The following is an 11,705-nucleotide window of genomic DNA, read 5'->3' as shown; positions in this document are numbered from 1 at the left end:
TATTGGTCGTAAGCCACATGAGTAACAATATCCTCACAGCTAGCACCAGCACGGATACCAATAGATTGCTTGGCACGACCCAAACCATCAAAATAACTCACAGACTCTATCTTCTCGTCATTGGCTAAGCCAGAGGTGTTGGTACTTGCAATACGTGGTGCCAAAGTATGTACATAGTTCTCGTCACTGAGCGCAGTATCTGGACATGTTGGTCCGCTGCCACCGGTAATCGTTACATTTAAAGTTGTACCATTAGAGTCAAGAATGACCTGACCAGAACTTCCTGTGCCCCATTGTACGGTAACATACATGACAAGAGGGTTTTTGGTGTACCACGAGGAGGTTTCTGTACCTCCGTTTATAGTCCAGGTCTTATCAGAGTGAAACAGCCCATCGGTATAACTATAAGTATGTGTACTCCCTGCAGCAACTGTTGTTGGTCCTGTGATGGTTTGCGCAAATGATGCACTAATAAATACCATAGAGACTATCAAAAAAGCTCTAAGTTTTAATCCTAATAAATGATGTATATGTGTCATGTTGCGAAAGATTAGAGATAAACAATGGATGTGACATCAAAGATTAATTCTTCTGATGTGTTATTAAGACCTGCAGTAGATATTTGCAGTGATATATTATCGTTACTACCACTTAAGGATAGCGTACTGTTATTACCAGCGACTTCTATGGTGAGGCTGATGTTTCCTGTAGACGTAGCATTATCCCATGTGCCACTAGAGCTAAGGATGTTAAAGGTGGTGACTAGGCTATTGTCTTCATGATTTTGAGTCCAGGTGAGTGTGTTTCCTGTTTTAGTGATGCTAGATATAATCTCTGTAGCTTCATCATCGAGGTAAAAATCACTGCTCTCAATTGTAAAATCTGAAATGCTGTTGTTTTGAGCGACGCTTAATGTCGTAGCCAGCAGTAAAACACCAACGGCTAGTGTATATAAAATTTTCATAATTAGTGTCTTTTAAGATTATTGATTTTTGTAGTGATAGGTGTTTTCGCCAAGGATGTTGCCTTGGGCATCTTTAACTCGTACGAGACGGTTAAAGGCGTCATACTCATAGGTTGTCGTATAGCCTTTATCGTCAACAGTACTAATTACACCAATAAGTGGGTCGTACCTATAGAAGGATATCATGGCACCACTAAGTGAAGACGAATTACGTAAGCTATTTTCTTGAGATGAAGACATGTTACCAGTAAAGCTTGTAGCACCATTTAGAACAGAAGACACTGTATTGAAACTGGCATTGGTAATTTTAGCAACAGGTACCGCCCCATTAAAGCCATAGAGATAGATGATGGATGTCCCATCTGTCTTTTTAACCTCAGTCGGGTTAGCATAGCTATCGTACTTTAAAAACTCAATACGCTTTTCTGGGCTTAGCGTGCCTTTACCTACTTTAACTTCTTTTGGCAGCATTAAATCGTTAGCAGAGGTGTCAAAATCAGCATAGATGTTATGAGTTTCATTTATCATTACACCATTTCTGTAGAATTGTGTTTCAAGTACTTCAGTGACTTTATTTTGTGCAGCTAATTTGCTTCTTATAGGGCCTGTGTTGTCTGTATTATTTGCAGTATATGGCCCAACTGGATAATTGTATTGAACTTTTAAATGCTCATCAACGCCTTTAACCTTGTAATAGGTGTCCTGAGTTTTAATTTGGTAGTTGTCATCGTTATAGGTAAATACCTGACGGGTTTCTTTTGTCGTTTGATTATTACCATTAGCATCAAAAAAGTATTCTTTGTTAATAGTTTCATCGAGTTTAACCCATGTAGCATTGATATTGTTTTCATAGAATTCGTAAGGGATATTAGGTTGGATTCCTCCTACTAAATTGAAATAATAATCAGACAAATCATAAATACTGCAGGTTTCATACACTCCAATGCAATCTCTCTCGCAGCCTGCACTAGCGTTTGAATGAATCATTTTAGAAACATTAATAACTCTTTTTGTGTAAATATCATAAATTTGGAATGTAGCTGGATAGGATTGATCTGATACACCTATATAACATTGACTCATATTAAGATCATTTGTGCCAGCAATCCAATCGTCATAGTAGGTGTAAAAGTTTTTCCAAGCACAGTCTAACTCATGATATTTATATGCTTTTGATATAGCTTCTTTTTCGTGAGAATAGGTGTTATTTACTTCTCTTAGTATTTTATTATTGTTATCAAATGTTTCAACCTTAGTTAACAAACCTCTTAAATAATCTAAATCTTCGGTTAGCGGATAAGGATATACATAACTATAATCTGGACTAAAATGGTCTTGGGCAGAAGTATGTGTGTATTTTGTATATCCATTTCCTGTTTGTTCAACTGTTATGGTCTTATAACCGACATATTGACCCTTAGTAATTTGAATATTAAGACTTTCGGTTTCCATGGCAAACTCAAAAGTTAATGGTCCTGTATTATAATCATCTATTGGACATTCTTCGGGTAACAAGTGGCGTGTTATTTTTTGGTTATAGTTTCTTACTAGACCTGTAAGTAATCCATCAATACTACCAGAGGATTTTGTTATATCTAAATCATCTTTATAGTCATAATTAAATTCTCTTGCACTACTGTTATCATTTGGGTCATCTTTAAATTTTATGGACTTAATTCTAACTCCACCACCATAAATATATCGCTTAAGGCTAGGGAGGAAGTCTTTATATCCTACGCAAACCTCTGTAGTGACATTTGGAGAAATACTAGGAGTAATAAAATGAACTGTATATGTGCCTGCGTCTAGATTAAATGTTTGAGGCGTATCAAGGGCAAAAGATTGAACAGTTGCATTATTACTGTCCCATATTTGAACATTTGTATTAAAGATATCATCTTGATCGCCTGATAAACTTAGAATATTTAAACTTAATTCTTGTTCTTGGGTTAAAGTAAATGATGGTGCATTGGGGTTAGGTGACCCAAAGCTGTTATAATAGGTTGCATTTACCTGTTTAGTGTCCCAGTTATCAGGATTCTTATCACGATATTCATTATCAGTAAGTTGATTTTGGCCTTGAAAACTTATTTGATGAGGCTCGAATTCAAATTCTGTTGCTCCTCCTGTAGGATAAACAATTTGTTTTAATAATCCAGTACTTATTACGCTAGTATTTGATTGTAATAAACCACAATGAACAGATGTATAGTCTTTAAAATATCCCCAATCGTCTGTTTCATTAGGTGAGTCAAATGGAGCAAGAGATTCTTTATCATTATAACTAAGGTTGTAGGTATTGGTATTTGCACCTGCGACTTCATTAATTTGAGTTAACCACAATCTATTTCCTATACTATAATCGAATTTGAAGTGTCTATCCTCAATTGAATTCTCATCATATATTCTAATATATTCTAAAATATCTCCATTAGTTTCTGGGTGATTATTAGAGCTTATTTCAAATCCAATAGATGTACCGTCTTTAAAATTTATAGATTGTAATTTTTTGGTTGTAATCCCAAGTGTAAGATATGAATGTACTTCCTTTGGTATGAGAACAGAAGCATTATATGGAACAGAAATAACAGTATTCCACAAAGATGTATCATGATTAATTGGACGACTATAAGTTCTCATTATTGAGGCTGTATATGCTTCGAAACTTGTTGTATAGTTAAAAGATGCAAGGATTCCATTGCTACTCCCATCTGAATTAGGCGTTTCAATTTTAGAAATATGCCATGCAGAATCACTCATGTAGTCTTGAGAACTTCCATTAACTAAGTTTTGTTGGTCATGAAGTGTTACCGCTATAAATGGTTGAGATGATGTTTTTTCAACTACATCAAAGGTGTATTTATAACCCATAAGGTCAGTAATATTAAATGCCAAAAGTTTGTAGTAATCATTACTGAGAGGGTTATTATTATACTGTATTTCAATTTTTATATTCTGAGATTTATCTAGGTTTTTGGCAACTAGTCCATTACCTTCTTTAACAATTATAAAACGCCCTGATGTTCCCATAAAATTGTATTGAAACAAATCTGGTTCAGTATCATAAACATCCGCAGGTGTTCCGGCTGCTCTCCATTGAAAGCGTTCTTTTTCTGTTTGAGTTAAACTGTCATAATTCCAATAATCATTATTATGCAAAATTCCCTCACCAACAATTAATGCTGTGTTACGCTTCATTTCATCAGGCAAGCCTCTAACGGTTCTAGAAATGCTTCCTCCTGCACTTAAAGACCATCCGGTGCCTGTCCAACCCGATCGGTTATTGATTTTTACGCCTTGAGTGCTATAATTTAGAGCTATCCCGATTCCAATACCTGAGTTGATGCTTTTTGAAAACATCGGAATAGAAATATTAGGTTGTCCTGTGTAGTAATCCGCTGGTATTTCTTCTAGATGCATTAGACTTGCTACAGTAGGTGATGGAGGTATAACTTCGGGGAGGTCTTGAGATAAAGCTATAACGGGTAAGAAAGCCATTATCATTTTAAAACAAACGTTTAGATACTGTTTCATTTTTGTAAGATTTTTATTAAACTACTGATATCCAGAGTGTTTGAAATTTTATAACATTAATTTTATGTTAAAGTCATAAATCTCAGTGCGGAAATCATTCTATAGGGTGTAAATTTATAACCCGATTTTTGATACCCATTGTGGATTTCCCTCAATTATTTTAAGGTTTTTCCTTAATTATAATTACGACACATCATCTAGATTCGTAACTAATTAATATGTCTATGTATAGACACATTTTTAGAATGATGTATGTGTAAACCTATCCATGTTTTAATAGTAGAAGATGAGCCTTTAATCATCGATGTACTTATCAACGCTTTACATGCTATAAGTGATTCGAATGGACTTTATGATTTCAAAATAAGGTCTGCAACAAATAGTGATTTAGCTTTAAAAGAGGTTGATAGAGCGATTAAGTCAACGCCGTTTGATTTAATTCTGTTAGATATTTCTATACCGCCATCAAAGGATAAGCGTATTCTGTCTGGTGAAGATTTAGGCGTTGAAATCAAGAGCCTTTTTCCTAAAGTTAAAGCTGTGGTATTCGCCTCACATAATAACAATTACCGACTTAATAGTATTTTAAAATCTTTGGATCCTGATGGTTTCTTGATTAAGAGTGATATTACTTATACAAAGCTTTTGGAGGCCATTAATTCTGTTCTTCAAGACCCGCCATATTATAGTAAAGCTATTCAGCAATTAATGCGGAGACATATATCTCATGACTTTGTTCTAGATAAAATTGACCGTCAATTACTTTATCATTTAAATAAAGGTGGAAAAACAAAAGAAATAGCTGATTTAGTAAATATGTCTATAAGCGCTATAGAACATAGGAAAAGTAATCTAAAAACTACATTTGATGTTAATGGAGGTAGTGATAGGGACTTAATATTAAAAGCAGAGTTGGCTGGATTTATATAAAGATTATTATGAAAATCATTAGAGAAGAACATAAAATAGAAGCCTTTAATATGCAAGAACTTTTAGGTGTGCTTGCCATAATTGGAATTCTATTACTCTTGGCTTTACCCAATTTAATGCCTCGGATTGCAAAGACAAAAGCGCTTGAAGCCCAATTGCAGCTTAAGTACATACATAATACACAAATCACCTATAGGTATTTGTATTCTAAGTATTCAACAGACATGTATGAGTTAGATTTTGAGCCTCCAAAAACGACTAAAGAAAACGGTACAAGTAATTACAGTTATGAAATTGTGAGTGCATCAGGTACATCCTTTACGGCAAGAGCAACAGCTATCAATGACTTTGATGGTGATGGTGTTTTTAATGTCTGGGAGATGGACGAAAGTGGTGTTGCAAAAGAAAAAGTAAAAGACTAATGGTCCTATTTAAAATTATACTTGTCATCTCTTTATTTTATATCCTTTTACAAGATATAAAAGAACGAAAAGTGTATTGGTTTTTGTTTCCAATAGTTATGATTGTAACTGGGGTTTTATTTTATAATAACACCCTTCCAGAATTATTTTTAGTCAATGCAATGATGAATAGCATGTTTATAGCGCTACTTTTTTTTGTGATGTATATCTACTCAAGATTTAAGTTAAAAACCTCTTTGAATCAGGTCTTTGGTTTGGGAGATGCGCTACTATTTATTGGTCTGATTGGAAGCTTTTCTTTTGTGTCTTTTGTAGTTGTGTTTGTATTCTCATTAGTATTTTCTTTAGTACTACATATACTAGTAAAAGCGCATCAAAAAGAAAAAACCATACCACTTGCAGGTTACATGAGTTTATTCTTTTTACTGACTTATATTTCGTTTTGGACAGGAGTCACCACTAAATTGTATAGTATATAGTGGTAGATAATTATAAAATACCCGTAGAGTTAACTCAACTTATAAGCAGTGAACAAGCTTATGCTTATGGTGTTGTGCCTGTATCTGATGAAAATGGTATTATTAGTTTTAAATCTAAAGAAGATTCTGAAGCATTAAAGCAAGAGCTGAGTATTGTACTTGGCAAAGAAGTTAACTTATTAAAAGAGTCTCATGAAAATTTAAATAAATATCTAAACTTAAATTTTAGGGTAAGTACTTCTAAAAACACGCAAAGTTTTAGCTACAGCACTGATTTTTTAGAAAAGTTATTGGCTACTGCAAAAAACATAGGCAGTAGTGATATTCATTTTGAAGCTTTTGAGACTAAATGTCGTGTACGTCTGAGATTAGATGGAAAACTCAAAGAATATTTTGTGGTATCACGAGAAGACTATCCTGTAATAATAAATAAGCTTAAAATTAAAGCAGGCTTAGACATTTCAGAGAAGCGTCTACCTCAAGATGGAAGAATAAGTGTTAAATCTCCTACTGAGGAATATGATATCAGGGTATCATCATTGCCAACATTGCATGGTGAAAAAATGGTACTTAGAATATTAAGTAAAGATGCGGAGCATATTCAATTAGATGATTTAGGATTTACTAAACAAGAATTAAGAACCTACCAAGAATGCGTAAAAAACCCAAATGGAATTGTCTTAATATCAGGGCCAACAGGCTCAGGTAAAACCACCACGCTTTATGCCACCTTAAAGCTTCTCAATGATGAAAAAACAAATATATTAACCATAGAAGATCCTATTGAGTATACGCTTGAAGGTATTAATCAGGTGCAATTGCGAGAAAATATTGGACTAGATTTTTCTAGTACCCTAAGAACCTTTTTAAGACAAGACCCTGATGTTATTATGGTTGGTGAGATACGTGATGTTAAGACCGCTAATATGGCAATTAGAGCAGCACTTACAGGACATTTGGTACTGTCTACTATTCATACAAATTCAGCATGGGCAACGGTATCTCGATTGGTAGATATGGGCATCCCTTCATTTTTAATTGCAAGTACATTAAATGTGAGTGTCGCACAGCGTTTAGTAAGAAAATTATGTCCAGACTGTAAGGAAGAGAAAGCGGTAAATCCAAGTAATTTTCCTATGAATTTTAAAGCTCCAGAAGATTTAAAGTTACACAGCGTAGCTGTAGGTTGTACAAATTGTTTTTATACAGGATATAATGGTAGAAAAGCCATTTATGAGATTATTCCAATAAACACTACACTACTTAAATATATTAAAGCCAATGATTTGGAGATTGATACATATTTAAAAGAAAATAGAATTGTGACGCTAAAAGAAAATGCTATTGCACTTGTAAAAAAAGGTTTAACGTCTTTAGAAGAGGTTTATCCATTACTTAATAACTAATCTATGAGATATAAAGTTTTAATATATAGTATACTTTTTGTTCTAATCTTTCAGGCGGGTTATGCTCAAGATACGGATAAGCGCATTGCTGACTTAAAGAATAAGTTAGAAATAGTAGCAACAACATCGCCGGGTCTCACAGAAGTATTAAATACAGATATAGCTCTTAATAATGTGTCTCTATCTAATTTCTTATTAGCGATATCAAATGTTCATAAAATAAATATGAATGTGGCTATGGGTATGGAGCAAAATGTCATTGCCAATAATTTCTCAAATGTTCAAGTCGCTACGGTTATTCTTTTCTTATGTAAAGAATATAACTTAACTATTGAGTTTACTGAAAGTATTTTATCTGTTAAGCCCTTTGAAGTCAATAGTAAAAGTTTAAAACATCCAATAGCTATTGTATACGAACCTCAGTACAATGAAATAGATATTGATGCAAAAGACAATGATTTGTATGAAGTATTTAAGGCAATCATGGATGCTACAGGAAAGAATTTAGTATTTGCACCAGGAATGGAAACCTTAAAAATTAATGCCTATATGAGAGCTGTAAATTTTGATACAGCGATGCATAAATTAGCGTTAGTAAATAATTTAAGCTTTAATAAGACGGATGATAATTTCTACGTGTTTAATTCTATAGACCAGGATGCTAATACAAATTCTATATTTAACCGTAGACTTAATACGAATGTCGCTTTTGAAGTATTGGATAGAAGCAATAAACTCTTAAACGTCAATTTTAATAATACAACTATAGAAGATATTGTTAATCAGTTAGGTGATACTTTGGCTATAGATAGGTTTACTGCAACGCCTCTAAAAGAAGCTGGTAGCATTACTTTTAGGGCAAAAAATATCACATTTGACGAGTTGTTAAATAAGATTTTTGAGCAACAGACTGTAGTAGAACCTTCTACATCACAACCTAAAGTCACATCCTCAAATAGAACTAATCTTAATAGTCAAAATAAGTCATCTGCCACTGCTAAACGCTTCACTTATAAGAAGGAAAATAATATCTATTACTTTGGAACTGAGCGCCAATTAAGTGTTCGTAATGTAGAAATTATAAAACTGAGGCATCGTTCTGTTAATTTGATGCCAGACGTACAGTCAGATATTAATACTAGTGTTGTACAAGATAATTTTAATAGATCTAATAGAAATGTTAGGGTTAACCCTCAAGCCAATCCAGCCTTTAGTAATACAAATAGACCATTAGATAGAACGTATCAAAATCAAAATTCCTTAGAGGTAGAAGGCGAAGAAAAAGACATACTAAGCTTAATACCGCAAGAAGTAAAACAAGATTTAGATTTTAAAGTTGACACAGAACTCAATAGTATTTATGTCACGGGAACAGGAGCAAAAATTGAATTTTTTAAAGATTTTATAAGACATATAGATAAACCTATACCTGTGATTATTATAGAGGTAATGATTGTAGAAGCTAGTGTAAACAACACAGTTGAAGCAGGAGTTGAATGGGGTATTGGAGATGCCCCAGTTACAACACAAGGAGGCATATTTCCATCTGCAGATATAACCTTAGGTTCAAAAACCATAAATAGAATCATTAATGGTTTTAGCACAACTTCGGCATTTAATTTTGGCCAAGTGGTTCCTAATTTTTTTGCCACTATAAAAGCTATGGAAACTAATGGTGATTTAAAGATAAAATCTACCCCTAAATTGGCGACATTAAATGGACATAGAGCATCATTTTCAAATGGACAAACGTCTTACTATGCGGTAACCGATAGAAATACATTTGGGACAGATAATCCTATAACAAATGAGATACGGAATTTCTTCCCTATAGATGCCAAATTAGGTTTAGACATCAAACCTTTTGTTACTGGAGATGGTCAAGTATTACTTAACATTAATGTCGTACAATCTAGCTTTGGAAGCCGAATATCAGAAGATGCCCCACCAGATATTAATTCTCGTAATTTTTCATCTACAATACGGATGAAAGACCAAGATATAGCCGTTTTAGGAGGATTGGAAGAGAACTTTAAGAATAATAGTGGGTCTGGAGTGCCTTTTTTAGCAAGAGTTCCTGTCATAAAATGGCTTTTTAGTAAACGAAAAAGAGAAGCAAGGAAATCGAAACTGACTGTTTTTATAAAACCTACTGTAATTAATTAATGATTCAGAATATTAAAGCATATGTAACTAGAGGAAACACCTATTTTGGTGTTGAAATTAGTGTGCATGGCACTGAATACAAATACGCTACAATTGGTCTAGAGAAGTCTAAGAAAAAACTAAATCTGAGCTATCAAAATATAGAGGTAAATATAAAGCGTTTAGCAAAAACCATAGGCAAAATAAAACCCGTATTTATTACTATAAATACATCTGATGTTTTAACGAAACAAGTCAGAAGCATCTCAAAAGAAGACCACACTCTAGTCAATGAAGCCTTTCCAAATCTAAAAATTGGCGAATTCTATTTTCAGATACATCAACAGCAAGATATTGCTTTTGTATCTATTTGTAGAAAAGATATAGTCCATAAAATATTAAAAACATTTCAGGATGAAAAAATCTTTGTGATTGATTTCGGTTTAGGAGTGCTGTCTATTTCTAATGCCCTAAAGTTCTTTGATGATGCAGATGAAATCATCACATCGAGATATAAAATTGAGCTCCAAAAACAACAGATTAAAGCTATAGAAAAATACTCGAGTGATCAGTCTGAAGTTTATGATGTCAATGGATTACAGATATCTTCAGCATATATTTTGGGATTTTCTGGAGCACTATCATTGGTTATAGAAAACAATATGCTTTCTAATAATTATCAAGAGGAACAATCAGAGTTGGATAAAGAATTTAAAAACCAACGTATGTATAAATTGGGAATAGGATTTAGCATAGTGGCTTTGTTTGCAACACTATTAATTAACTTCATTTTTTTTAACCATTATTTCTCAGAGGTTAATGAGTTAAGAGAGGTCTCTCAATTTATGAATAGTTCCAATAAAAAAGTCACTGATTTAAATGCAAAGGTTATGACATCAAAGAAAATGATTTTGGATGTTCAAAGCACAGCAGATTCCAAAGCTTCATTTTACATCAATGCAATTCTTCAGAAACTACCTAGTACGATAAACTTGAAGAAATTGAATTTTCAACCCTTGCAGAAAAGAGTAGAAACTGCAAAACCGATTATAATTAATAGAGGAGAACTCGTCATAAGCGGAAATTCAATGGATGCGAGTCGTTATTCTACCTGGTTAGCACAGCTTGAAGCTTTAGAGTGGATTAATAAGGTCGATATTATAAGTTATGAATCAGTATCCGACAACAAATCAGAATTTAGTATTAAAGTCCAGATAAATGAAAAAGTCTAAGCTTAAGATATTGTATTTAATGGCTTCTATCTGTCTTGCTATAATTGTATCCTATAAATATGCAATTTCTAAGACTTTAGATTTAAAGCAAGAGTATTCACAGCTAGAAATTCAATCTGAACTTTATAAGGATATGCCCACGCAATTGACTATGCTAAAAAAGCGAGAAAAGTATTATGATTCTTTATTGACCAAATTTCAGATTAATAAAGGGTCTATTCAGCATAATCTTCTTAAAACACTTAATAAGGTATCACAAGAAAAGAATGTACAACTTACCTCTTTTGTAGCGCCTCATGTGGTTGAAGAAAAAGGCTTATTGGCCAAGACGTATCAGTTTACATTAGAAGGCAATTATAGCAATATCCTTGAGTTAATTCATCATTTAGAGCAAAACACTAAGTTTGGAGAAGTCCTAAATTTACAGTTTGAAAAAAAGAAACGCAGAAAGTCTCGTAAAATATACCTACAAGCTAAGGTGTTGTTAAAGAGTTTTGGGTAAATGCTTTTTTGTTTTCAGTCAATACAAAGCTTAATAATTAAGAAATATTTACCATCTTCTTTTTAATGTTTTATTTACTTTAGGAGGGACT

The 11,705-nt window shown here is 33.3% G+C and carries 10 protein-coding genes; 7 read left to right on the top strand and 3 right to left on the bottom strand.

Translation table 11 applies throughout. The features are described from left to right. From Q0770_RS13445 to Q0770_RS13435, 3 genes are all read right to left on the bottom strand, one after another. The coding region (locus Q0770_RS13445; protein WP_299117814.1) for a DUF6443 domain-containing protein at positions 1-539 on the bottom strand (539 nt) is incomplete at its 3' end. A gap of 11 nt (positions 540-550) precedes the next feature. Next, positions 551-964 (bottom strand): hypothetical protein, encoded by a 414-nt coding sequence (locus tag Q0770_RS13440; RefSeq protein WP_299117813.1) that lies wholly within the window; start codon positions 962-964, stop codon positions 551-553. Between the two features lie 18 nt (positions 965-982). Continuing rightward, a complete protein-coding gene (locus Q0770_RS13435; protein WP_299117812.1) occupies positions 983-4,498 on the bottom strand; it encodes an RHS repeat protein in 3,516 nt (1,171 codons plus the stop codon). Positions 4,499-4,750: 252 nt separating this feature from the next. On the opposite strand from Q0770_RS13435, the gene Q0770_RS13430 reads away from it, so the two are divergent. From Q0770_RS13430 to Q0770_RS13400, 7 genes are read left to right on the top strand one after another with little or no spacing between them, the layout of a single operon-like run. Then, positions 4,751-5,428, top strand: coding sequence for a response regulator (locus Q0770_RS13430; RefSeq protein WP_299117811.1), 678 nt, complete (start codon positions 4,751-4,753; stop codon positions 5,426-5,428). Between the two features lie 8 nt (positions 5,429-5,436). Further along, entirely contained in the window at positions 5,437-5,850 is a 414-nt protein-coding gene (locus tag Q0770_RS13425; RefSeq protein WP_299117810.1) for a general secretion pathway protein GspG, read from the top strand. Further along, complete coding sequence (locus Q0770_RS13420) at positions 5,850-6,329, top strand: hypothetical protein (protein WP_299117808.1); 480 nt, start codon at positions 5,850-5,852, stop codon at positions 6,327-6,329. The genes Q0770_RS13425 and Q0770_RS13420 overlap by 1 nt, the downstream gene beginning before the upstream one ends. After that, entirely contained in the window at positions 6,326-7,735 is a 1,410-nt protein-coding gene (locus Q0770_RS13415; RefSeq protein WP_299117821.1) for a GspE/PulE family protein, read from the top strand. Before Q0770_RS13420 ends, Q0770_RS13415 begins: the two co-directional genes overlap by 4 nt. A gap of 3 nt (positions 7,736-7,738) precedes the next feature. Then, positions 7,739-9,901 (top strand): type II secretion system protein GspD, encoded by a 2,163-nt coding sequence (locus tag Q0770_RS13410; RefSeq protein ID WP_299117806.1) that lies wholly within the window; start codon positions 7,739-7,741, stop codon positions 9,899-9,901. Further along, positions 9,901-11,112 carry a PilN domain-containing protein gene (locus tag Q0770_RS13405; protein ID WP_299117804.1) on the top strand — a complete coding sequence of 404 codons (1,212 nt, stop codon included), beginning with the start codon at positions 9,901-9,903 and terminating at the stop codon, positions 11,110-11,112. Before Q0770_RS13410 ends, Q0770_RS13405 begins: the two co-directional genes overlap by 1 nt. Beyond that, the gene (locus tag Q0770_RS13400; protein WP_299117803.1) at positions 11,099-11,614 is read left to right on the top strand and encodes a hypothetical protein; all 516 of its coding nucleotides are present in this window, start codon (positions 11,099-11,101) and stop codon (positions 11,612-11,614) included. The genes Q0770_RS13405 and Q0770_RS13400 overlap by 14 nt, the downstream gene beginning before the upstream one ends. Positions 11,615-11,705: the final 91 nt, after the last annotated feature.

Source organism: uncultured Winogradskyella sp., from assembly GCF_947501905.1.
Classification (GTDB): Bacteria; Bacteroidota; Bacteroidia; order Flavobacteriales; family Flavobacteriaceae; genus Winogradskyella.
Note: the sequence above shows the minus strand (reverse complement) of the source record. Positions and strands in the feature narration are given on the sequence as shown.

What these genes read in the sequence shown, in the direction of transcription:
- Q0770_RS13440 (WP_299117813.1), bottom strand. Translation starts at nt 964, where the DNA reads ATGAAAATTTTATATACACTAGCCGTTGGTGTTTTACTGCTGGCTACG.
- Q0770_RS13435 (WP_299117812.1), bottom strand. Translation starts at nt 4,498, where the DNA reads ATGAAACAGTATCTAAACGTTTGTTTTAAAATGATAATGGCTTTCTTA.
- Q0770_RS13430 (WP_299117811.1), top strand. Translation starts at nt 4,751, where the DNA reads ATGTGTAAACCTATCCATGTTTTAATAGTAGAAGATGAGCCTTTAATC.
- Q0770_RS13425 (WP_299117810.1), top strand. Translation starts at nt 5,437, where the DNA reads ATGAAAATCATTAGAGAAGAACATAAAATAGAAGCCTTTAATATGCAA.
- Q0770_RS13420 (WP_299117808.1), top strand. Translation starts at nt 5,850, where the DNA reads ATGGTCCTATTTAAAATTATACTTGTCATCTCTTTATTTTATATCCTT.
- Q0770_RS13410 (WP_299117806.1), top strand. Translation starts at nt 7,739, where the DNA reads ATGAGATATAAAGTTTTAATATATAGTATACTTTTTGTTCTAATCTTT.
- Q0770_RS13405 (WP_299117804.1), top strand. Translation starts at nt 9,901, where the DNA reads ATGATTCAGAATATTAAAGCATATGTAACTAGAGGAAACACCTATTTT.
- Q0770_RS13400 (WP_299117803.1), top strand. Translation starts at nt 11,099, where the DNA reads ATGAAAAAGTCTAAGCTTAAGATATTGTATTTAATGGCTTCTATCTGT.